Source organism: Bacillus sp. XF8, assembly GCF_017498755.1.
Taxonomy (GTDB): domain Bacteria; phylum Bacillota; class Bacilli; order Bacillales; family Bacillaceae_G; genus Bacillus_A; species Bacillus_A bingmayongensis.
Genome location: NZ_JAGDQK010000002.1, coordinates 18,498 through 43,074, shown reverse-complemented (window position 1 = coordinate 43,074; position 24,577 = coordinate 18,498). Strand labels below are relative to the sequence as shown.

The following is a 24,577-nucleotide window of genomic DNA, read 5'->3' as shown; positions in this document are numbered from 1 at the left end:
TACGTAATCAAAATTCCTTCACGCCTGATTATTTCTTCTATTTCCTCTATTTTCCGCTGCTACTCTGACCAATTTTCCTCAATACATCTCACTTCAATTTTTTCATTTGCATTTGTATAAAATACAAATTTAAAACCAAGCCTATTTGATTTTACATGCTTATAGTCATCATACACTTCTACTTTTTCAATCTCTCCCCAACTAGCCCTTTTAGCACTTCCCCAAAATGGATCCTCAATAACTTCTTTATTACTTACACTAGAATAGTAGAAAAAAAGCAAGTAAATGAGCACCCAAGAAGCACCAAAAATTATAAATAATATACGTCTTATTTGCTTTCTTTTTGGTAATGCACCCAAGAGAATATACAACATAAACCATAGTATGTAAATAAAAGATAACAATGTAACACTTACTTCTTGTTGCCTATCGTACACAATTGGATGAAGTGAATTCACATAACTAATCTTACTTGACATAAAGTGAAACTTTAATCAGTGGGGGTTTTCTCCATCCCCCACTGATTATTAGCCCGCACCAATCGGGCCTTTACGGGCAGTTTATCTCCCACCTAACTTCTTTGCTTTCGCCGAATTTTGAGGTGGGAGTATTACTGCCCTAGAATAGCGGGATAAATGGAACAAAACCGAATATCGATAGAATCATAGAAAACACTATTGGCCCAATAACACTAACATTTTCATTATCCGTTTTCTTTTTCATTTTATTGCCCCTAATTTTCTCTTACATAAAAACATAGCATTCCTTCTTTCGTAAACCTCCCTCATATATGTTAATCCCTTTTATCCTAATTTCCATTTTATAACATCCATTTAATGGAATGTGCAAATTTTAAAAATCTATATATCCTATAACTTCATTCTAAAACGTTTTCTGATTTAAAGATTAACTAACAATACAAATGATTTAGATAAAAACAATTCAATATTCGCCATTTTATAGCACTTTTTTCTCATCGTTTTGACTACAACGACTATTTTTATAACCAAAGTGGCAAAGTATAACGAATGAAAACAACCAAAATATTCGATTTCTTTTTTATTCCTGCATCTATATAAATTGCTACTCTGAAAAACAAAAGCTCACCTGCACTCGTTTCCACTTGGTTTGGGGCTGAAAAAGGATCTAACAGGCGGATTCTCTCTCCCCTCTAGAGAAAAAGATTTTATGTCTTTTTCCATCGAAAGTTTTCGTTATATTAATCCTTCTCAAATTAGAAAAATTAGTATAGCTATATGCACTTTATTTTTTGTACATATACAAATCCTCTTCCTATTTGCATGAAATGAGCTATCGTTTTCAAGCAATTTTCTGCTATATTTGCAAAAACTAACGATTTATAAGTCATTTTCAAATCATAATCATCATTTACAAGCAAATTTTTCTTTTTTCCTTTCAATATTTAACACTATCGAAATAAAGTTTACGATAAATTCATAATTTTTTATTTTTTATACTATATTCTGTTATATTGTTGTATAATATTCTTGAAAGCGGTTATTATTTTAATATACATAAATCAAAAGGATTTTGACGAAACATTCTAACAATTTACTTTATACTTTTATCCGGAAGATTTTGTTTCAACCACGGATGTATCAGATGAAATCACCTATTTTTCCCTTAAAATTCCTTTATAACATGAAAGATTAACTTGGGTGATAAGTAATTGTGAATGTTTTTTTACAAAACGGATAAGTAATAACATTTGGTATTATGTAAATTATTGTAATAACATAAGAGTAAAGATAACATTTACATTCATTACTGGTTCATCAATTATGAAAAGAGTGAAATGCATCCTTTTCACACGAAAAAAGGAATATATGCATTGGGAGGTTTAAACAAATGACGAGGAAGAATACAGCGACAAACCCTTGGGCCAAATTCCATGGTCCGAACCTTGGCTATGTTATTGAACAGTATGATCGTTACGTGACTAATGAAGGTTCTGTTGATCCGGAATTACAAGAGCTTTTTGAAACTTTTGGAGCTCCTACATTCCAAGCTGATGTCGTAACGGGGGACAACAAAGAAACAAATTTTTCTCCTCAAGGTACAGGAAACATTGAAAAAATTCTTAAAGTGGTGCAAGTTGTAGAAAGTATCCGTTCATTCGGACATCTATCCGCTCATATTAATCCGATGGAAGATCCTACTGATGGACAATCCCTTATTCATGAAGCAATGCACGGATTAAACGATGCAGATTTGAAAGCGATTCCAGCAAAAACAGTATGGCCAGATGCGCCAAATGGTATTCACACAGCTCTTGATGTAATTAATAGATTAAAAGATGTTTATACAAAATCTTTAGCCTATGAATTTTCTCATATACAAGATAGTGAAGAACGTAAGTGGTTGCATCAAATGGTGGAATCAAATTCATTGCGTCAACCACTACCAAATAAAAAGCGAACTGCTCTGTTAAAACGTTTAACAGCAGTTGAAGGTTTCGAGCAATTTTTGCATAAAACGTTTGTAGGTCAAAAACGTTTCTCTATAGAAGGCGTTGATATGCTTGTACCTGTACTTGATGAAATTATTTCAGAAGGTGCTAAGGGCGGCGTAAATGACGTTATGATCGGTATGGCTCACCGTGGCCGTCTTAGCGTGCTCGCTCATGTATTAGAAAAACCATATAGTCACATGTTTGCTGAATTTAAACATGCAACTATTGAATCTGATAAATCACAAGATGTAATAAAAAGTAGTGTCGGCTGGACTGGCGATGTGAAATACCATTTAGGTAGAGAACAAGTTGTCGGATCTGAAGAAGCTAGCACACGCGTTACATTAGCAAATAACCCGAGTCACCTTGAGTTTGTTAACCCAGTTGTTGAAGGTTATGCACGTGCTGCTCAAGAAAATCGTAAAAAAGCTGGTTATCCTGAACAAGATGTTTCGAAATCTTTCGTAGTTTTAGTTCACGGTGACGCTGCATTCCCTGGGCAAGGTATTGTATCTGAAACATTAAACTTAAGCAGATTGAATGCATACCAAACTGGTGGAACAATTCATATTATTGCAAATAACTCAGTTGGCTTTACAACAGATAGCTATGATTCTCGCTCTACAAAATATTCAAGCGACCTTGCAAAAGGTTTCGATATTCCAATCGTCCATGTAAATGCTGACGATCCAGAAGCTTGTCTTGCTGCTGCTAACCTTGCAATTCAATATCGTATGCTGTTCAAAAAAGACTTCTTAATCGATTTAATCGGTTACCGTCGTTACGGTCATAACGAAATGGATGACCCAGCAGTTACGCAGCCACAAGTTTATAAAAAAATTAAAAACCACCCAACTGTAAGAGCCTTATATGCAAGCCAATTAGAAGCTGCAGGTGTTCTAAATACAGATGAGGTTGAAACAATTACTCAGTTTATACAAGAAGAGTTAAAAGCTGAATATGCACAAGTACCACCTGCTGATACTAGTGAAGCAGCAATTCATGTTAAAGTTCCAGACGTTGTTGCGAAAGGAATTCAACCGATTGATACAGGTCTTCCACTTGAAACACTTCGCGCAATTAACGAAGGACTTTTAACTTGGCCAGAAGGCTTTAACGTATATCCAAAAGTGAAGAAGATTCTTGAGCGCCGTAAAGATGCTCTTGAAGAGAACGGTAAAATTGAATGGGCACTTGCTGAATCGTTAGCATTCGCTTCTATTTTACAAGAAGGCACGCCAATTCGTTTAACTGGTCAAGATTCACAGCGTGGTACGTTCGCACACCGTCATATCGTACTACATGATACAGAAACAAACGAAACATATTCACCGTTGCACCGATTACCAAATATCAATGCATCATTCTCTGTTCATAACAGTCCGCTGTCTGAAGCTGCTGTTGTCGGTTATGAATATGGTTATAACGTGTTCGCTCCAGAAACTCTTGTTATGTGGGAAGCGCAATATGGTGACTTCTCAAATACTGCACAAGCATTATTTGACCAATATGTTTCAGCTGGAAGAGCAAAATGGGGACAAAAATCAGGTCTAGTTCTTCTTCTGCCTCATGGTTATGAAGGTCAAGGACCAGAGCACTCTAGCGCACGTCCAGAACGTTTCTTACAGCTTGCTGCTGAAAACAACTGGACTGTTGCAAACTTAACAAGTGCGGCACAATATTTCCATATCTTGCGTCGTCAAGCGTCAATCCTTGGTACAGAAGCTGTTCGTCCATTAGTCATCATGACACCAAAAAGCTTACTGCGTCACCCACTTACAGCTTCATCGGGTAGCCAATTAAGTGAAGGACGCTTCCAACCTGCGTTAGAACAAGAAAACCTTGGCACAAAACCAACCAAAGTAAAACGTCTTGTTTTAACAACTGGTAAAATGGCAATTGATTTAGCTGCAGAGATTGAGTCTGGTAAACATGAGTACAATTTAGATGAAGTTCATATTGTTCGCATTGAGCAATTGTACCCATTCCCTGCTGAAAAAGTTCAATCTATTATTAAAGGATTTAAAAACTTAGAAGAAATCATTTGGGTACAAGAAGAACCAAGAAACATGGGTGCATGGCATTACATGGCTCCAATTCTGTTTGAACTTGCTGGAGATAAAGTAAAAACAGGTTATATTGGACGCCCAGACCGCTCAAGTCCATCTGGTGGCGACCCACATGCACACAAAGCAGAACAAGAACTTATCGTTGCACACGCATTAGATACAAAATATAACTTCCGTCAAGACAAACAAGAAATCGAAGTTTATAGCAACTAACAACGAAAGTGATGTGCTCTAGCTCATTTGGGCAGAGTTCCTTACACTCAAAATCGTAAAGAATTTCTGCCCAATCAAGCTGGAAAAGATGGAGATTACCAAAGAAGAAAAAAGAAGACAAAACACAACGTTAGGCAAATAAGGGGAGGACATTTAAAATGATCGAAATTAAAGTACCTGAGCTTGCAGAATCTATTTCAGAAGGAACTATCTCACAATGGCTTATCAACGTAGGCGACAAAGTTGAGAAAGGTGGCAGCGTTGTTGAGCTTGAAACTGATAAAGTCAATGTAGAAATCATTGCAGAAGATTCAGGTATTGTATCACAACTACTAGGAGAGCCTGGGGATACAGTTGAGGTTGGTGACATCATTGCAATTTTAGATGCAAACGGCGCTGCAGTAAGTACACCTGCTCCAACAGCAGCTCCAGAACAACCAAAACAAGAAGTTACTGAAGCACCAAAAGCTGAGGCTCCAAGTGCAACGCAAAATAAAACAGCTTTACAAGGTCTTCCAAATACAGATCGCCCTATCGCATCACCTGCTGCTAGAAAAATGGCACGTGAATTAGGAATTGACTTAAATGAAGTACGCAGCACTGATCCACTTGGCCGCGTGAGACCGCATGATGTACAAGCACATGCTGCTGCACCAAAAGCAGAGCCAAAACAAGAAAAAACAAGTCCAAAACCAGCTATGGCTACTGAATTTGAAAAACCAGTTGAGCGCGTAAAAATGTCCCGCCGCCGTCAAACAATTGCAAAACGTCTTGTAGAAGTTCAACAAACATCTGCAATGTTAACAACATTTAACGAAGTTGATATGACTGCAATCATGGAATTACGTAAAGAACGTAAAGACTCATTCGAGAAAAAACATGATGTTCGTCTTGGCTTTATGTCATTCTTCACAAAAGCAGTTGTTGCAGCATTAAAACAATTCCCATTGTTAAATGCTGAAATTCAAGGTGACGAGCTTATCATTAAAAAATTCTATGATATCGGAATCGCTGTAGCAGCTCCAGATGGATTAGTTGTTCCAGTTGTACGCGATGCAAACCAATTGAACTTCGCTGAAATCGAAAGCGAAATTCGTGAACTAGGTAAAAAAGCACGCGATAACAAACTTACATTAAAAGAACTACAAGGTGGTACATTTACAATTACAAACGGTGGTGTGTTTGGCTCCCTTATGTCAACACCAATCCTAAACAGCCCACAAGTAGGTATTCTTGGAATGCATAAAATTCAAGTAAGACCAGTTGCAATCGATGCAGAACGTATGGAAAACCGTCCGATGATGTACATTGCTCTATCTTACGACCACCGTATTGTTGATGGTAAAGAAGCAGTTAGCTTCCTTGTTGCTGTTAAAGAAATGCTTGAAGATCCAAAATCATTATTATTAGAAGGTTGATAGACTTTCGAAATACAAAAGGCTGTATGAAAGAATCGATTTATTCGATCTTTCATGCAGCCTTTTTTTATTAAGCAGAAACTCTAAAATAATAACAATCAGTTAAAATTCATAAGGGACAAATCACAGTACATACACTAACAATGTGTGCCTAGAACAAATTTACTGATAAGGAGGAATACAATGAGTGCTCTGCCCGCTTCCACAAAACTAAAAATGAACAAGGATACCTTTTTCCTTCCCGACTCAAACGGGGGTGTCTATTTTCGAAATAACTCCAGCTCATTCCGGATGCAAGGTAATGGTATCTATGAATGGATTGAAAAATTAATGCCTATGTTTAATGGAGATCACACTTTGGAAGAACTAACAAGTGGACTCCCCCTCCCTTATCAAAATAGAGTGTTTGAACTTGGAGAACTTTTGCATCAAAATGGTTTCGTCCGAGATGTAAGTCAAGATTCTCCTCATCAATTAGAGGATGCATTACTTGAGAGATACGCATCGCAAATTGAATTTTTAGATACTTTCTCTCACTCAGGTGCCCTGAAACTTCAAATGTATCGACAAGCTAAAGTCTTAGCAATTGGATCCGGATCTATTTTCACTTCATTAGTTTCTTCTTTACTTGAATCTGGTTTACCCGAATTTCACTATCTGATTACCGATCCTGATGCAACAAATCTCTCTCGGCTAAACGAACTTGTGCAAAAAGCCTATACTGCCGATCAAGATGTACTTGTTCAAGAAATAGATACAACGATAGATTGTTCTTTGCAAGAAATTTTTCAACCCTTTGATTGGATTCTATATGTATCTCAAAATGGCAATATCGAAAAGCTAAGGGCTATACATGCAATTTGTAGAGAAGAAAAGAAAAACTTTCTTCCCGCTCTATGTTTGGAGCAAAAAGGCTTAGCTGGTCCTGTCATTACTTCAGACTCTGAAGAATGCTGGGAATCAGCATGGCATCGCATGCATGAAAACGCTCTTCACCAAGATCAATCACCAGAACCATTCTCTCCAATTGCTGGTGCTATGTTAGCAAATATTATTGTTTTTGAGTTATTTAAACATGTTACAGATGCTTCGAATAGGGAGAAAAACAAGCAATTCTTTTTACTAAATTTAGAAACGCTTGAAGGCAATTGGCATAATTTTATTAAACACCCACTTATAGCCACTAAAAGCTTTACGATAGAAATGATACAAGACCTTGATGAAACTCTCAAACAACATGCGGATCAAAATCATTCGAATGAACTTTTTCGTTTTTTTGACCAATTAACTTCAAGAACTTCTGGAATTTTTCACATATGGGATGAACAAAATCTAAAGCAATTACCGTTGTCTCAGTGCTATATTCAAGTCGCAAATCCGTTATCAGAAGGACCCACTACCCTCCTTCCTACGATAATTTGCGGTGAATTGACTCATGACGAAGCACGCCGCGAGGCAGGGCTAACTGGGATTGAAGCATATGTAACTCAAATGATTCATTTTCTCCTTCCTGAACAAGATGAATTTATTGGAATTGGTGCTGGGGAAACAATGCTAGAGGGTGTTTATCGTGCGCTACAAAATCATTTAACACACACATTGAGAACGCGACAATTGAGTCAAACAGAAGAAATTGCAGAGCTACACTTAACAGAGATTCATGACAAACATTGCCGTTTTTATTTAGATGCACTCCGCACAATACACGGGACACCAAAAATAGGAATTGGCGAAGAAATACTAGGTTTCCCTGTTATTTGGGTCCGCGTACACAACCAGTGGTATGGTAGTGCAAATCTAAATATGACACTAGCACTAAGAAGCGCATTACAACAAGCACTACTTCATTTCCAAAATCAAGAGCCTCCCTATAACTCTAATATATTATGGGAATCATCTGTCCTTTTACACGATGCAGAGTCGTTTAGAACTGAAGTACAAAAAGAAGAAGAGATTCCACATTTAGAGTCCTTACAATTAGCTTTACAGAATTTAAAAGAACATAATCTTCACCCCTACGTCCTCGACCTAGCAATTGAACCATTTTTAAAAGAAGGATTAGGTGGTGTAGTTGGTGTGGTAATAAAAGAGGAGGTAGACTGATGGATCGTAAAATATTAATTGTAGGAGACGGCACACTTGCAAACTATGTAAATCAGCAATTGTCGGTTCACTACCCTATCATTCATCAACATACGATCGAAGAATCCCTCCCTGAAAATATTCATCTCGCTCTTGTATTACACGATGGTTCTCCTCCCTCCATACATCAGAAAGCTGAACAAATATTTCGATCTGCTAACATCCCTTGGCTTCGTGGCTTTACTTCATTCGGCGAAGGGATTATTGGTCCTTATGTTAAACCAAATAAACCAGGATGTTCCTATTGTGCCGATGCAAGACGTTTTATAGCTGGCTTTGACCAAAAGGAAATGTGGGAATTACAACGGAAATATTCCTTACAAACGGATGATGTCATACAGAGGGATGTATGTGCAACGCAAACTGGATTACTACAAATGTGCCAGCTTATTCACGCTGAAACAGAAAAGATATTAACAGAGGGGCATACCTCTTTAGCAGAAGAACTAATTTTACTTAACATGCAAACATTTCAATGTTCACGTCATTCCTTTCTTCCTGATCCTCTATGCCCAATATGTAGTACAATACCAGATGACACTGAAGCTGCTGCCTACCTTTCTCTACAACCAAGTTTTAAAACAAATAGTGAGAGTTATCGTTGTCGTTCTATTGAAGATTTAAATACATTTTTGACGCAAGATTATTTAGATTATCGGACTGGACTTTTAAACGGGAAAATGCAACATTCCTTATTACCATTCGCTGACGTAATTGTAAATATGCCGTTACTTTTAGGTAATGAAGGGGTTGCAGGTCGAACACATTCATTCGTAACTAGCGAGGCAACCGCGATTTTAGAAGGGTTAGAAAGATACTGCGGAATGACTCCTCGCGGGAAACGGACGAATGTTCATGGTAGCTACCGAGATTTCGAAGATACAGCCATCAATCCTCTCACAATTGGTGTACATACGGATGAACATTATAAAAAAGCAGATTTCCCGTTCAAACCATTTGATCCTGATCAACCTCAAGATTGGGTATGGGGTTATTCTTTATCACAAGACCGTCCAGTCTTAGTTCCAGAATCAATTGCATATTATAGTCTAGGACACAGGGATGCTTTTGTCTATGAAACCTCAAACGGCTGTGCAATTGGAGGTAGTTTAGAAGAAGCGATTTTCCATGGTATTTTAGAAATAGTCGAACGCGATGCTTTCTTGCTAACTTGGTATGCGCAATTGCCACTTCCCCGCCTTGATTTAGCTTCTGCGGATGATGTGGAATTACAATTGATGATTGAACGAATGCGCACCATTACAGGCTATGATTTACATGTTTTTGACGCAACGATGGAGCATGGTATTCCAAGTATATGGGCAATTGCAAAAAATACAAAACAAGATGGCATGAACCTCGTCTGTGCAGGCGGTGCTCACATGGAACCACTACGAGCTGTTAAAAATGCTATCCATGAATTAGCAGGTATGTTGCTTACAATGGATGAAAAATTTGAAGCAAACAAGCAAAAATACGAAAAATGTTTACGTGATCCCTATCTTGTCACTCAAATGGAAGATCATAGTATGGTATATGGCTTACTAGAAGCCGAGGAACGCCTTCAATTTTTATTGAATGACGATCGGCATGTACAAACATTTCAACAAATGAATCAGCTAAAATCTATCGATAGGGATCTAACTTCGGATCTTCGCCATCTTTTAGATCGACTACATCACTCAGGGCTTGAAGTAATCGTTATTGATCAAACTGTCCCTCTCATACAGAAAAACGGGCTATCTTGTGTGAAAGTACTGATTCCTGGTATGTTGCCAATGACATTTGGCCATCACCTTACTCGTGTAAAAGGACTACAAAGAGCACTTACCGTACCAATGGAACTTGGATATATCGATAAGCCTCTTACATTTGAACAACTTAATCCACATCCACATCCATTTCCATAAGCCATAATAAAGTGAAACTTCCATCAGCGTTTTTTTCTTTATCCCCCCCCTCTCCTTTACTTTTGCTAAGTGTTGAGGTGGGGGTATTCGTGATAAGGAGGTCGATTGTTGATGCAACTAGAAACATTTCTACATCATTTACATTTTTCTACCGATGAAATTATGCCCCAAAATAAAGAAGTCGACTGGGCTGATGCCCCCCTTCCCTATAAACTATATCGTAATCTCCCCAGCATTCCTCTTTCTTTAGAAATACCGTTAACGCTACGCGATCAAAATATGTCTAACGAACCCACTTTAGAGCAAATCGGACATTGTCTCTGGTATACATTTGGCCTAACTCAATTATGTCAGCCTTCTTTCAATTTAACTGAAGAGCAAACAACAACAAATATATATCGGAGATTTGTTCCTTCAGGAGGGGCTTTATATCCAAATGAATTATATTTATATTTAAGAATTGAAACTATCCCATATGGCATCTATCATTACGACGTAGCACATCATCGTCTGATTTTGCTCCGGGAAGGAAATTTTGATTCTTATCTCACGCAGGCACTTGGGAATCGCTGTGATATATCCGCTTGTTTCGGTATTACTTTCGTATCAACAATGTTTTGGAAAAATTTCTTTAAATATAATAATTTTTCTTATCGGCTCCAAGGTCTAGATGCCGGCGTACTCATCGGTCAATTACTAGAGGCCACGAAACAATTCGGCTATACCTCTGGTGTATATTTTCAATTTCTTGATCGAGCTATTAATCACTTACTCGGACTATCTGAACAAGAAGAAAGTGTATACGCAGTTATTCCGTTATCTAACAAGCCCACAGCAGAATGGTTTCACCAAAATCATACAGCAACAGAAAACATCTCGTCTCACGAACTGTCTGAACTTCTTCCTCTTTTGCAACATGAACACTTTGTTCGCTCACAGGACGTTACAGCGTATCCTATGCTAATAAAAATGAATACAGCATCCATATTAGAATCAACAGAATCATTCCGTACGTTGCATGAAGAGGCGGAGGTTCCACACAATATGCAATCTTTCGTACTTCCCGAAGTGGAACGATTATCATACGATTTCGCAGCCGTTTGTCAAAAACGCTATTCACCTGATATAGACTTTGTCTTAAAAAAAATAAATGGAACACAACTCGCTACCTTGCTTCAAGAAGCAAGCCTTTCCTTTCCGTATCAAAATGATTTAGACGGAAAACATACCAATCCAAAAGCACGCGTCTCACTGTACGGATGCTTTTATAACGTAGAAGGTTTGCCAAATGGTGCATATTCCTATAACAGCGCTGCCCATACATTAGAAGAAATTCAACATGGAGATCTACGCCACCCTTTACAATCTGGTATGACAATGGACAATGTAAACCTCTTTCAAGTGCCACTCTGTTTACATGTAATGGGAAATAAAGATTATTTAAAAAACGATTTAGGTTATAGAGGATATCGGATTCAACAAATGGAAGCTGGAATGCTCGTACAAAAGCTCGTCTTAGCAGCCTCAGCTATGGATATGGGAGGACATCCGCTCTTAGGATTTGATGCAAACTTATGTGACAAACTGTATGAAACTGATACAACTGGAAAAACGACCCTCATTCAAATTCCTGTTGGTTTCTATCGACCTCGCACTTGGTTAAAAGGATATTTGCATAGTTAAAAATACGCCCTTTGCTAGCACCGTGTACTGAGCGAAGGGCGTGTTTTTTAAAGGAATTTGGATTACCCAAAGTGAATATACAAATTTAGGAAATTTATATATAAGGAGAGATCAGGTTGAGCGTATTACAAAAATTAATTGAACAAGCTAAAAACCCTAGAGGTTCTATCGGTTCTTCTATGCTTTGTATTATGAATACTGTACATACAAGGCTAACGAATTGGGCTTTGCAAAAAATAAATATACGTAAAGATGCAGTAATACTAGACATTGGATGTGGTGGCGGTAAAACGATACATACCCTTTCCAAAATGAATCCCGCTGGAAAAATATACGGGATTGATTACTCAGAAAAAGCAGTAGAAAATTCGATAAAATCCAATAGAAGTGATGTGAAAAATGGAAAAGTTATGATTCATAGAGCAAGTGTATCTTCTATTCCATTTGATGATAACTTTTTTGACCTCATTACAGCCTTTCAAACTCATTACTTTTGGCCAGATTTAAAAAATGATATCAAAGAAGCTTTTCGCGTCTTAAAACCAAACGGCTCCTTTATGATTGTAGCTGAAGTCTTTAAAATGAATTATCATATGCAACAATTTAAAACAACCGAAGAATTAGTAACTCTTTTTAACAACACTGGGTTTCAACATATAAAATATTACGAAGAAAAAGGATGCCTTTGTATAGTCGGGAGTAAATCATAAAAAAGCAGACCTTCTAAGGTCTGCTCTTTTCTACTAAATCAATTTAAATATACTCTTAATCTGTCTTGCAAATAACCAATTTTTCGTTCCGCAGTTATCATTTAAACTATCTAGCATAATAGAATTTCCATTAGAGAACTTCAACTCTAATGTTGTATTTTTATCATTTGTTTTTAGGCTTATGTCTGTAATGTTCTCATACTTTAATTTTTCAACTTGAATAGATTCTTCTTGCGCCATGCCCATGATAACATGGTCTTGGAAGAAAAAGTAGACTTCAGCTTTTTTGCCAAAGCAAAATACATTTTTCGGATAAATTAATGTAGCGTTATCAATCGCAACACAGAGTTCTTTCATTTCTTGAACAACTTCTCCAAAATCCTCCTCATGTCTTGCATTTAACTCCGCAATCCACTCTTCTACTGTTTTCATATTTATAGACATCGTTTTATCCTCCTGCATCATTCATTGCTAGCTTTCTTGTCATGTATTCATATGATTTACGATATTTATTCTCAGCTTTTTTTCTATATATCGTACTTCTTATGTATAAAAAAATAAATACTATATGAAAATATAATAGATAAGTACTGTATTTTTCAAGAGCAAATAGTATTTCATACATCTTTTGTATAACTTGATATTTTCAAAATAAAGAAAAACAGCCCTTATTTACTATCGCCCGCAAATAGCGGGATAAATTTTAAAATACATATAGATTATATGGAAATCTAGTTCTACCCTTCCATTAAAACTACTTTACTATTATATTTAATACCTTAGATGTATTTCTTTCATACCTTATCATCGGGCTATACCCTGTACACGATTGAAGATGGAGTATTCTTGTCTATTTTAGATAAAATAGACATGTTTTATTTCATTTTTACTGCTTTTGCACAACGAATAATAGTACTTTGTTACAAAATTGCCTTATTTATCTTTGAATCAACGCTGTAAATACTATGAAAAGTTCAAAAAATAATCAGAGATATTTTATAAATTACAAACTTTATTTTTTAATTTTGTTGTATTATTTATCTTTAGAATGGAACGTACGTATGTCTTAACACATTTATAGGGTAAAGGAGGGAACAAAATGAGAAACTTTTTCGAAGAAAAATATGTCAGTTTAGAAAATAAGAAGGAACTTCTAAATTTAGTAAGTGAAATTAGTGAATACAAAGGAAAACTAGAAGTTTATCAACATCTCAGACCAGAATTATTTAATCTTTTGGAGAAAAATATTCCACTACAATATATGAAGAATTCTACTATTATGTATGAAAATATTACATTCTCAAATAAACAGTTACAAAATTTAATACTTAATGATATGGCCCCTCAAACAATAGAAGAGGATGCCTTAGTTTGTTATTATACAACATTAGAACTCATACAAAAAAAATACCATACATTGCCTATTAAACCAGAGACGATTCAAGAACTGCATTTCCAACTATTAAATTACTCCACTTCCGAAAGTGGGAATTGGCGAAAAACAAAACCTATTTTACCTAATATTCCAGAGTTTAATATTCATCCTAATCAGTACAAAGCTATTTCATATGAAGCAATTCCACAAGCTTTGCATCAACTATGCGAACAATATAATACATTAAGATCTAATGGTGATTTTCATTCACTCTTACTAATCCCTCGATTTATATTAAATTTCCTGTGTATTTATCCTTTTAATAAAGGAAATGGAAGGCTGGCACAAATCTTAATTCAATTGTTATTAATTAAAAGTGGATATACATTTGTAAAATACATATGTATAGATAAATATATTAAAAAGCACCAGTTAGATTACTATACTGCACTTTATAAATCTGCGGCTAACTGGTACTATGGCGAACACTGTATAGGTTTTTGGTTAAAAGTCTTTTTAACTATTGTTTTAGCAGCATATCAAGAATTACACACTCTAGTAAGAAGTCATATAATTACTCATACGAAAAGTAAAAGAATCAAAAAATACATAGATGAACAAAAACATTCTTTCACTAAAGAAAATATTCGTAATGCTTACCCAGATATAGGTGAAAGTACTATTAATAGGACATTGCATTCCTTACAGTTACAAGGATATATAAAACTAATTTCAAAAGGGAGAAACGCACAATGGATAAAGCTTAAGTCATAAATATTGTATATAAACCGTATTCAATTAATACATTCCCATGAGTATTTGAGCATTAGCACTCTGTTTCCTTCAAAATTTTCCATAACGAATAGGTTGCCTTTGATCAAAATATTTGTCTAAATATTGAACTTTTAACTTATTGTTATGTTTTTCTTAAATCTTTTTTTATCAGAATGTAGAGTTTTAACTATATTTGTTCGATTCCCTATAATAAAACAGAGGAAAATCTACTTAATATTAGTCTAAAAGTATCCTTTTGTGTTCATATTGCATAAATTTTCGTCAATATGTATTATTAAAAAATGCAGACTTTTTAAACTTAACACTTAACTCTTCCTACTACATTCATTTAATATTTAGTAAAATTACTACATATACATGAAAGGCAAATGGAGTGAAGAATTCATAATAAGGTGCGAGAAAACAATATTATTTTTTATTAAATAGTACAATAATGATTTATGTTTTCTACAAAAAGTACTGATAGATCATTAACATGCTGTTGCTTTTTAATAATAAAAAAGACACTTTTCTTACATTACTTCTATAATTAGAGAAGAATTGCTATATTTGGAGATGACTATGCTAAATCATAAAATCGAGGAAAAAAAGAAAGAATTGATTCACCTAGTTACAAAATATGGTTTCAATCATCATAAAGTCCTTAACCTTAGCCAAGAGGTAGATTACTTAATTTATAAAGTAATGCAACAAACAAAAAATTCCTCATGTTACAAAACTATTGGTAAAGACGTATAGATATCTATAATAATTATTTAATAACATCAGCATGTTGTACAATCCTAATAAAAATAGTATATTAGTTGTTTTTTATTCAGCTAATAGCAATGTAACACTAGCTTTAGTATAAAAACGTGGGGATCTATTATTAAGAAAAGCACTGAAATGAGTGCTTTTCTTTTTATTCTCTTGAATTTCCTACATCAAACTTTTCCATCCCTTCTCTATCCCTCACTTTAATTTTATATCACTAATAAAACTTGCTAAGGTTGTTCTTTAACTATCAATAAGTAAAGTGTGAACATTTTATGAAAATTTATAGCGTTGTTCGCTTCTGTCAAACAGTAAATAACGCAATAATGTAATATATTTATTTTATTTAGGACCAATTTTCATTACCTAGTACAAAAACTTATTCATTTTATGCAACTATTGTCATATTAATACGAAGTTTGTTTGATTTTGTGTTCACAGCTATCATACTAATAGAAATAAAATTTTGCACAAACAAAAATAATATTACCTTTTAGCTAATGGTGTCTCTCTTACTTTATAGATATTTAAAAGTATTCTTTTCTAATTGAAAGTATAAGAAATAATCAGCATAATAGAATTTTCTTTTTACCTGTTTGCATCAAAACCCTCATGCTTGCCATAAAAAATACAGGGGGACACAAAAATGAACAAGAAGTTTGCATCTAAATTTACAAAACTAAGTAAAAGTAAAAAGGGGGTAAGTGCTGCCATATTAGCAGCTGGAATCATAGGAATTACAGCAGTTCCTGAAAGCGCATACGCACATGGATTCGTTGAAAAACCGGGAAGCCGTGCCGCTTTATGTAGTCAAAATTACGGCGCACTTAACTTAAATTGCGGAAACGTAATGTATGAGCCACAGAGTCTAGAGGCACGAAAAGGATTTCCACAAGACGGACCAACTGATGGTAAAATTGCCTCTGCAGGTGGCCTGTTTGGTGGAATTCTCGACCAACAAACACCAGATCGTTGGTTCAAGAACACGATTACAGGGGGAGCAAATACCTTTACGTGGAAATACACTGCAACACATCCGACAAGCAAATGGCACTATTATATTACTAAAAAAGGATGGGATCCAAATAAACCACTAACCCGCGCTGATCTTGAACCAATTGGAACTGTTGAACATGACGGTTCTCAAGCAACGAATAACCTAACTCATACAATTAACGTACCAACTGATCGTAGTGGTTACCACGTTATTTTAGCCGTTTGGGATGTATATGATACTTCAAATGCTTTCTATAATGTAATTGATGTGAATTTAGTAAATAATGAAACTCCAGATACGGAAGCGCCAACTCAGCCAACAGGATTAGACGTAACGAACGTTACCTTTAACAGTGTCAATCTAAAATGGGAGCCTTCTACAGACAATGTAGGCGTGAAAGAATACCAAGTATTACGTGATGGACAAGTAATTAAAACTGTAGTTGGAACATCATTCACAGATAAAAGCTTACAAGCAAATACAGAATATACGTATACAGTAAAAGCATTAGATGCAGCTGGAAATGTTTCTGAAGAAAGTCAAGCTGTAGTTGCAAAGACAACAGATGAAGTTCCAGATACAGAAGCACCAACGCAACCAACTACACTACATACTATGGGAGTAACAGCCTCAAGTGCGGACTTAATGTGGAGCGCATCAGAGGATAATGTAGCAGTTGATCATTATGCTGTATATCGAGAAACAGCAGGAGGACAAATGACTGTAGTTGGAACATCTCAAACTACATCCTTTATGGACATGAATCTACAAGAAAATACAACATATAAGTATGCAGTTACTGCAGTAGATGCAGCTGGAAATGAATCTATTAAAAGTAACATTTTAACTGTAACTACAAAAGAGCAAGGTTCATCTTATGAGCAATGGGATCCATCTAAAGCATATAAAAAAGGCGATAGAGTAGAACACCAAGGCAAAGTATACGAAGCTGTTCAAGATTATCAAGGGAACGGTGACCCAACTTGGATATTTGCCTTATCATTATGGAAACCAATTACAACTAAGTAATATGTAATATACAAGAAAATCTAGAGGGTTTTGGTGCAAAAAGTTAAACAGAAAAATCTTTTCCACATAGAATACGAAACGAACAATACTCCACTTTTACTGGGGTATTGTTTTCGATTATGGGATTCTATTACTAAATAAATTGAAACTTTAATCAGTGGAAGTTTTCTTCATCCCCCACTGATTATTAGCCCTCACCAATCGTACCTTTACGGGCAGTTTATCCCCCACCTATCTTCTTTGGCTTCCTTAACATCTCTTACTGCCTACAAATAGCAGGATACATATATTCAATAGAGGTAAATAGAAGTAATACACACAACATGGTTCAAGATTCACTCTTGAATCATGTACATTAGTTTTTATACCCTCCACTTACCACGAAAAAATAGCACTTCATCAAGAAGTGCTACCTTTATCATCTATTCCGCTCGCCGTGCTGCTTGTTGAATTGGATCCCAAACACTATTATACGGCGGTGCATAGCTTAAATCGACATCCTCTAAATCGTGGATACTCATTTTATGAAAGAGCGCCATTGCAATAACATCAATTCGTTTATCCACGCCTTCTTCTCCGATAACTTGTCCACCAAGCAATTGTTTCGTATCTGAACGATATAATAATTTCACATAAAGTGGCGTTGCATTTGGATAGTAACCCGCCATACTTGTTGAATCTACCTTCACCGCCCTATATGGTAATTTTAGTCCGTGCGCTTCTTTTTCATTTAAACCCGTTCTTGCTAATGTAAGTCCCATAAATTTAATAATGCCCGTACCGAGAGTACCTTTAAATGCTCTTCGTTTATCAACCATATTTAGTCCAGCAAGACGCCCTTGTTTATTCGCAGTTGTACCGAGCGGAATATGGTCCTGTATTTCCTTTACAACATGATAGTGCGTTGCACAATCTCCCGCAGCATAAACATCCTCGACATTCGTTTGCATATAGGCATTTACTTCTATGGCCCCTTTATTATTTGTACGTATATCGGTTCCTTCAAGAAAATCTGTATTCGGTTTTACACCAACGGATACTAAAACAAGATCTGTTTTGTATGTTCCTTTATCTGTTTCAATCCATTCGACTTTCTCATTTCCTTTAAAAGTTTTTACATTTTCATTTGTTAAAATTTCAATATTATGTTTCGCCGCTTCTTCATGTATATGTGCTGCCATATCAGCATCATAAATCGTACCGATATGATCATTTCGTTCAATCATTCGTACCTTTTTCCCAAGTTCCACAAATGTTTCAGCCATTTCAAGACCAATTGCCCCGCCGCCGATAATTGTTACTTGCTCAACATTTTGTTCTTGTAACGTCTCCAATATTCTATGGGCATCCGGAATTGTTTTTAAAAGGTGAATACCTTGCAACTCCCTCCCTTCCCAATCTGGCATAACAGGTCTAACTCCTGTCGCAATTAACAAGCGATCATATGTAAATTGAAATGAATCTTTCGTCTCTGTATGTATACCATGTACGATTTTGTTTTCAGTATCAATTTTCGTTACTTCATGATTTGTTTTAGCATCAATTCCATACTTATCACGAAATGTGCTAACGCCTCGTGCAATTAATTTTTCAGTAGAAACAATCATACCGCTAATAACATATGGAAGACCGCACTGCGCATATGAGTATATTTCTCCTTTTTCTAATGTAACAACTTTTGCTTCTTTATCATTTCTAACAATTTGCATTGCCGCACTCATACCAGCTGCATCTCCGCCAATAATTACATAGTTCAACTATATCACTCCTTTAATTATTCTCTACTGTTTTACCGTATCCAAATTCCATTGAATTAAATCCTTTTCTTATTCACAGTATGAATTCTTCTACACTTTTTAACAACAAAAAGCACTTTTCACTAGTATTGAACTACCCCCACCTTCACTTCGTTTAGAGGAGGGGGTCTTCTCGGTTAAAATGATAAAAATAGCAAAAGAAGATAGATGAGTAGCGTTATCCATCTATCTTCTTACTCAAATAAGGAATTCATCTCTATTCCATTGCATTCGTTATTCCTTTGACTTTATAAGCTCATCATTATACGCCTCAATATCATCCAACTCTCTTGTATAATACGGAGTCACATAATTTTGACTTTGTTTCATAAGTACAACCTTTTCATTAGAAGATTTTTAACCCGCTAGTTAAGGTATCAACTATTGTTTTTATATAAGACCAAAGCACAATCCAGCTCGCAATTGAAATGCAAATATATGCGATAATAAGTGTATAAACTGGATCTACTCCACCACGATCTAACTTTAGTATTGAAACAATTGTACAAATAGTCATTCCCGTCACAGCAAGCCCTAAAAATAGCGGTGCTAGAAAACTTAACAAAAAGCTAAATAAGAGTGCAATAACAAGTACAGCGACAGCTGGTGTTGATACTGTCCCCCACACCCCAAGCGTTTCTAAAAAAGAAAAAGATGATTTCATGAGTTTTCCACTTACAAAAATGATACCTCCAATAAAAAGAAATAAAATTAATAAAAAGAAAAAGACTTTAACTGATTCCCCGAAAAAAGAAGGGGTTGCTTCAGGTGCAAAACCAGCACCTCCTATAATACCCGTTGCAATCGATACAGTGGCACTCATCATTCGGTAAAACAAACAAGCAAATAAAAAACAAATAAGAACAAGACTTGCAATCCCATTTCTTATCTCAATATGTCCACTTTTCATAATTGCCGACGGAGATTTTAATGCATTCTTAAAAAACTGAAAATATCCACTCGCAAATTGCTTCGCCTGCTCTACCTTCTCATTCGAGCCTGCTGCCTGCGTAGATGCAGAGCGGATCAACTGCTGTTCTCCTTCTGCACGATTCTCTACGACTTGTTCCGTCAGTGTCAGTGCATGCCCGCAATTCCCGCAAAATTTCGCTTCACTTGTATGCTCAGTTTTACAATTTGGACACGTCATCTTAGCATCTCCCCCTTAGCATGTATCTTCTAAGCTGCTACAAATTCAATATATGTGTAAGGAAACAAAACATGCCTACAAGAAAAAGCTATATATTCTATACATTTCCATCGTATCTATTCTGGTAATCTACTAACAAAGTGGTATGATAAACAATATCAAAAAGAATTTCGTAAAATACATAGATTGGATGAAGAATATGGAATTTGCATACTCAATTTTTCATATATTCCTGACTAGCTTGATACAATTATTTTCATTACTAGGTGTCATCATTTTAGTTGGTTTTTTATTGGGTTATTTAGAATCTCTTACACGGGCGTATTGGACAAGAGCTTTTGGCAAAAAAGGCTTCCTTTTATCAGCTTGGATTGGTGTTCCCGTACATGAACTTGGACATGCTGTTATGTGTATCGTATTTAGACATCAAATTGTAGCAATGCAGCTCTTTCCAACCGATACAAGTAACGGTTATTTAGGTTATGTAAGACACCAGTATAATCAAAGAAGTATCTATCAAAGGATAGGAAATTTCTTCATCGGAGTTGCTCCTATTTTTTCAGGAATGGCCACCTTGATATTTTTGATGTATTATTTCGTACCACAATCCTACTTAGTATTTATACATGCCCTTGAAACAAATACTCAAACTACTTCTATTAATATCGATATGTTGCAAAATATTTTTGTATCATCATTTCTCTTATTAAAAAGTCTTTTTACGATTAGTAACCTTTCTACCCCTTCCTTTTGGCTGTTTCTTTTCATCGCGATTTGTATCTCTGCACACATTGCCTTGAGTAAACCAGATATAGAAGGTTCATTAGATGGTGTGATTACTATATTTATCGTCTTGTTCCTATTCAATACAATAGCAGGATTGTTTCATTATGATAGTAATCAGCTGATAGGTAATGTAGTGAAATACAATACGTACTTACTCGCTTTCTCTAGCATCGCTATACTATTTTCATGTATCGCTGTATGTATCAGCTTTATATTCTACAAAATTAAAACAGCTAGTTCGAGATGAACTAGCTGTTTTAATTAATTTTTACTCTTATAATCGCACTGCTCCACTGGAACCCGAGCATGCCCTTCTTCATCCGTACACCAAGACTGCGACTGAAACGCAAGGAAAATTCCGACCCATTTCTTCTCTTTCTCGAAGTGGATTAATATCCCGCCATCTTGCCATACGCCATCATCCTTTTCCCACTTTTCCACATTCCCTTGATTCATGTGAATATCATGTATACCATTACCGGGTTTAAAATGAAAATATCGATCTGGTGTATTATTTTCTGGACCCCATCGTTCTCCAAATGCATAAATAATTGCCTTTTCCTCTATTGCCTGTTTTATATAGTGTTCTATTTTTTCATTTAAATCATTGTTAGCTCCCGATTTTTCTGGTGGCAAAGGAATCATCTGTTTCGAATTGAATAAATTTCCCCTCACATAATCTAGTGCAACCTCTGGCTTATTGTTCTTAATTTCAGTAAATCCAAATGGCAATGTCGGTAAAATAGTAATGGCTTCCGACTTAATATTTTCACTGGCATAATATAGTACTTCTGATGGATAGCTCTGTGATTTCACATTAATTGCAATACGATAGTCTACTCCTAGTTCATCTTGCAAATGAACTTGATAATGAGGTGTTTTCCCTTTTCCAATCATAGATTGTAGTGCTGTGCCTTTTAAAACGCCGTAGTTTTTTAGGGGCATGGGATCATCTCCTCTTCATATAATAGAAACACTTGTTCTTTTATAAATTATCCACTGACAAACGAAAATCCTCCTAAAGAAGAGGATTTCATCAAATATTTCATTGCAATACATACCACCCGGCAACTTCCACCACTACAATCAACACCGCTCCAAAAATCATAAGCGTTGTCTTCTTTAGTAGTTCATTCTCACGAAACGGGATATTACATAAATAGGCCCCAAGTGTAATCCGTGATGGACAAGCAATTGTCGCTACAGATGATGCTGTATTTTGAAGAGTCGTAACATATTGCCACGGAAGCCCTACATTCTGCGCTGTTTGCATTTGTAGTTTAATAAACATTGCATTTGATCCTGCGTTACTTCCCGTTAAAAAACCACCAATTGCACCAATGAAAGGGGCCACAAAGACAAATAACGTTCCAAATGTATTTCCAGCTGCTTCCGCTAACAATGTGTGCATACCCGCGGCACCCATTAGTTCTGAAATCGCAATGAACATTGTCGTTGTAATAGCGAAAGGGATCCATTGTTTTATCGTTTGAGATAAAGATTGTTTTATAATAGTAGAAGGAATACGGAAGAAAACGATGGTAAATAAACATGTAACACCAAGCCAAAACCCAGGCGAATACAATAGTTCAAGTTTGTAAGAATATGTTGGTAGATCCAGAACAGCATAAGATTGTAACATATTATGTAACGACGGAATTAAACGAGAGAGTAGTATACAAATTGTTAAAAATAAGTATGGACTAATAATTTTCACAATAGAAACTTCTCGTTCTACAGTTGCAGCATGTTCTGATAAAACTTCCTTTCCTTGCCTCGCTGTTATTTTAATGATGAGAAATCCAAATGTAATTGTAACGATTGAACTTAAAATCCCAGCCAATTCCACACTCACATATGCATTAGAAAGATAGATTGATAAAGAGAATAAGAGAAAGAAGCCGACTGCTTCCTTCCATTTCTGCATAACTGCAGACCAACCACCAACTACATACAAAGAAAGTAAGACAAAGTATGCAAAGAAAGGAATACTTAGTAATGCTGTACTGGAACCCAAGTTTACTAATGGCATATTCACAAGCTGCGATCCAATAATCGTTCCTGTTGCCATCGCTCCCCATGAACTTGCTAATAATCCAATAAACGAGAGCAAAACAGCTTGGAACGGTTTATAACCGAGCGAAAGAAAAATAGGAGCTGCCACCATAAAGCCAATTCCAAACCCACTTACTGATTCAATAAGAGGACAAATTCCAAAACACATTAAAAGCATTTGTAATAAACGATCATGTGTAACCTGTTCCATAAATCTTGCAACCTGATCAATGTACCCCATTTTATTCATGAGGTGAAATAAAAGGATACCAAAGAACAAAACATATCCAACAATAAAACAAATTAAACCACCTTTAATTGTTGCATGTACAACCTCTCCCATCTGCAAGCGAAACATCGGTGTTAGTAAAACGATTCCACCACATACAGCATAGGAAATCAATGAAGCTTTAAGCGATGTTTGCTTAAATACAAATAAACAAATAAAAATCATCATAATTGGAATAAGAGCCAACAATACGGCCATACCATCATCTCATTTCTTATAAGATACAATTGTAACTATTATATAACAGTTGACAGAATATTCAATTCACTTCGCAGCAGTCTCTCAAATTTCTTAATGTCATGCAGTAGTAGCAACATAATACTCATATGTTAACTTGGTGTATATAAAGTGAAACTTTAATCAGTGGGGGTTTCTTCATCCCCCACCTAATTTCTTTGCTTTCGCTGAATTTTGAGGTGGGGGTCTTACTGCCCACAAATAGCGGGATAAAATCTACGTCAAGAAATACCCGTCATTGTTATTATCTAAATGGTATAATTTAGATAACGGTGTTCAATTTTACAAAGATCAGGAGGGGGCATATGGGAAGAGAAGTACAGTTTGATAACGATAGTATGACGCTAAAATTAAATGGAATAACAGGGTTCTTCGCCTTAAAATTAAAATTAAAAATCCCTTATAATACTATTCAAAATGTATATGTTGACTATTTTGATGCTCCACAATGGATGCTCCGAATGCCTGGAACTTCAATTTCAGCACTTAACATTTTTGAAGGTAGTTTTAAATATAACGATGAATGGTATTTTCTCTCTTATGAAAACAGAGTACCTCTTGTAATGATCGAACTAGAGGGTCATGAAAAATACAAATATGTCTTTTTTGAAATTGATGATCCTACTAAAATAGCCGCTGATATTAGGAAACACATAAGGGATTTATAAGTGTAATAAGTCTAAAACATTTTTTATGA

At 35.7% G+C, this 24,577-nt stretch carries 17 protein-coding genes; 11 read left to right on the top strand and 6 right to left on the bottom strand.

The annotated features are described in order from the left end of the window. Window positions 1–59: 59 nt before the first annotated feature. Window positions 60–479, bottom strand: a complete 420-nt coding sequence (locus J4P91_RS00620; protein ID WP_207992566.1) for a hypothetical protein — start codon at window positions 477–479, stop codon at window positions 60–62. 1,390 nt (window positions 480–1,869) lie between these two features. Between J4P91_RS00620 and J4P91_RS00615 the strand changes: the two genes are divergently transcribed. The 6 genes from J4P91_RS00615 (at window position 1,870) to J4P91_RS00590 (ending at window position 12,618) form a co-directional block, all read left to right on the top strand. After that, complete coding sequence (locus J4P91_RS00615; protein WP_207992565.1) at window positions 1,870–4,755, top strand: 2-oxoglutarate dehydrogenase E1 component; 2,886 nt, start codon at window positions 1,870–1,872, stop codon at window positions 4,753–4,755. Between the two features lie 158 nt (window positions 4,756–4,913). Continuing rightward, window positions 4,914–6,173: a 2-oxoglutarate dehydrogenase complex dihydrolipoyllysine-residue succinyltransferase gene (gene odhB, locus J4P91_RS00610; RefSeq protein ID WP_207992564.1), complete on the top strand. Its 1,260-nt coding sequence runs from the start codon at window positions 4,914–4,916 to the stop codon at window positions 6,171–6,173. A 183-nt stretch (window positions 6,174–6,356) separates the two neighbouring features. Then, complete coding sequence (locus J4P91_RS00605; protein WP_207992563.1) at window positions 6,357–8,276, top strand: putative thiazole-containing bacteriocin maturation protein; 1,920 nt, start codon at window positions 6,357–6,359, stop codon at window positions 8,274–8,276. After that, the gene (locus J4P91_RS00600) at window positions 8,276–10,225 is read left to right on the top strand and encodes a TOMM precursor leader peptide-binding protein (protein WP_207992562.1); all 1,950 of its coding nucleotides are present in this window, start codon (window positions 8,276–8,278) and stop codon (window positions 10,223–10,225) included. The genes J4P91_RS00605 and J4P91_RS00600 overlap by 1 nt, the downstream gene beginning before the upstream one ends. 111 nt (window positions 10,226–10,336) lie before the next feature. Next, window positions 10,337–11,908 carry a SagB family peptide dehydrogenase gene (locus tag J4P91_RS00595; protein ID WP_207992923.1) on the top strand — a complete coding sequence of 524 codons (1,572 nt, stop codon included), beginning with the start codon at window positions 10,337–10,339 and terminating at the stop codon, window positions 11,906–11,908. Between the two features lie 116 nt (window positions 11,909–12,024). After that, entirely contained in the window at window positions 12,025–12,618 is a 594-nt protein-coding gene (locus J4P91_RS00590; protein WP_207992561.1) for a class I SAM-dependent methyltransferase, read from the top strand. Window positions 12,619–12,651: 33 nt separating this feature from the next. On the opposite strand, the gene J4P91_RS00585 is transcribed toward J4P91_RS00590, so the two are convergent. Then, window positions 12,652–13,062: a DUF3908 family protein gene (locus J4P91_RS00585; protein ID WP_207992560.1), complete on the bottom strand. Its 411-nt coding sequence runs from the start codon at window positions 13,060–13,062 to the stop codon at window positions 12,652–12,654. A 655-nt stretch (window positions 13,063–13,717) separates the two neighbouring features. Between J4P91_RS00585 and J4P91_RS00580 the strand changes: the two genes are divergently transcribed. The 3 genes from J4P91_RS00580 (at window position 13,718) to J4P91_RS00570 (ending at window position 17,567) form a co-directional block, all read left to right on the top strand. Further along, the gene (locus J4P91_RS00580) at window positions 13,718–14,767 is read left to right on the top strand and encodes a Fic family protein (protein ID WP_207992559.1); all 1,050 of its coding nucleotides are present in this window, start codon (window positions 13,718–13,720) and stop codon (window positions 14,765–14,767) included. Between the two features lie 576 nt (window positions 14,768–15,343). Beyond that, window positions 15,344–15,526 (top strand): aspartyl-phosphate phosphatase Spo0E family protein, encoded by a 183-nt coding sequence (locus J4P91_RS29655; protein WP_374192007.1) that lies wholly within the window; start codon window positions 15,344–15,346, stop codon window positions 15,524–15,526. Window positions 15,527–16,187: 661 nt separating this feature from the next. Beyond that, window positions 16,188–17,567: a lytic polysaccharide monooxygenase gene (locus J4P91_RS00570; protein ID WP_207992558.1), complete on the top strand. Its 1,380-nt coding sequence runs from the start codon at window positions 16,188–16,190 to the stop codon at window positions 17,565–17,567. A 422-nt stretch (window positions 17,568–17,989) separates the two neighbouring features. Here J4P91_RS00570 and J4P91_RS00565 read toward each other — a convergent pair whose 3' ends face one another. Together J4P91_RS00565 and J4P91_RS00560 are read right to left on the bottom strand one after the other, a co-directional pair. Continuing rightward, entirely contained in the window at window positions 17,990–19,324 is a 1,335-nt protein-coding gene (locus J4P91_RS00565; protein ID WP_207992557.1) for an FAD-dependent oxidoreductase, read from the bottom strand. A gap of 385 nt (window positions 19,325–19,709) precedes the next feature. After that, window positions 19,710–20,513 (bottom strand): zinc ribbon domain-containing protein, encoded by an 804-nt coding sequence (locus J4P91_RS00560; RefSeq protein ID WP_207992556.1) that lies wholly within the window; start codon window positions 20,511–20,513, stop codon window positions 19,710–19,712. Window positions 20,514–20,712: 199 nt separating this feature from the next. Here J4P91_RS00560 and J4P91_RS00555 point away from each other — a divergent pair, with 199 nt between their 5' ends. Further along, window positions 20,713–21,546, top strand: a complete 834-nt coding sequence (locus tag J4P91_RS00555) for a hypothetical protein (RefSeq protein WP_207992555.1) — start codon at window positions 20,713–20,715, stop codon at window positions 21,544–21,546. Between the two features lie 14 nt (window positions 21,547–21,560). Here J4P91_RS00555 and J4P91_RS00550 read toward each other — a convergent pair whose 3' ends face one another. Continuing rightward, entirely contained in the window at window positions 21,561–22,244 is a 684-nt protein-coding gene (locus J4P91_RS00550; RefSeq protein WP_207992554.1) for a DUF2278 family protein, read from the bottom strand. A gap of 100 nt (window positions 22,245–22,344) precedes the next feature. Next, window positions 22,345–23,841 carry an L-lactate permease gene (locus J4P91_RS00545; protein WP_207992553.1) on the bottom strand — a complete coding sequence of 499 codons (1,497 nt, stop codon included), beginning with the start codon at window positions 23,839–23,841 and terminating at the stop codon, window positions 22,345–22,347. 344 nt (window positions 23,842–24,185) lie between these two features. On the opposite strand from J4P91_RS00545, the gene J4P91_RS00540 reads away from it, so the two are divergent. Further along, a complete protein-coding gene (locus J4P91_RS00540; RefSeq protein WP_207992552.1) occupies window positions 24,186–24,548 on the top strand; it encodes a hypothetical protein in 363 nt (120 codons plus the stop codon). The last annotated feature ends 29 nt before the right edge of the window (window positions 24,549–24,577 follow it).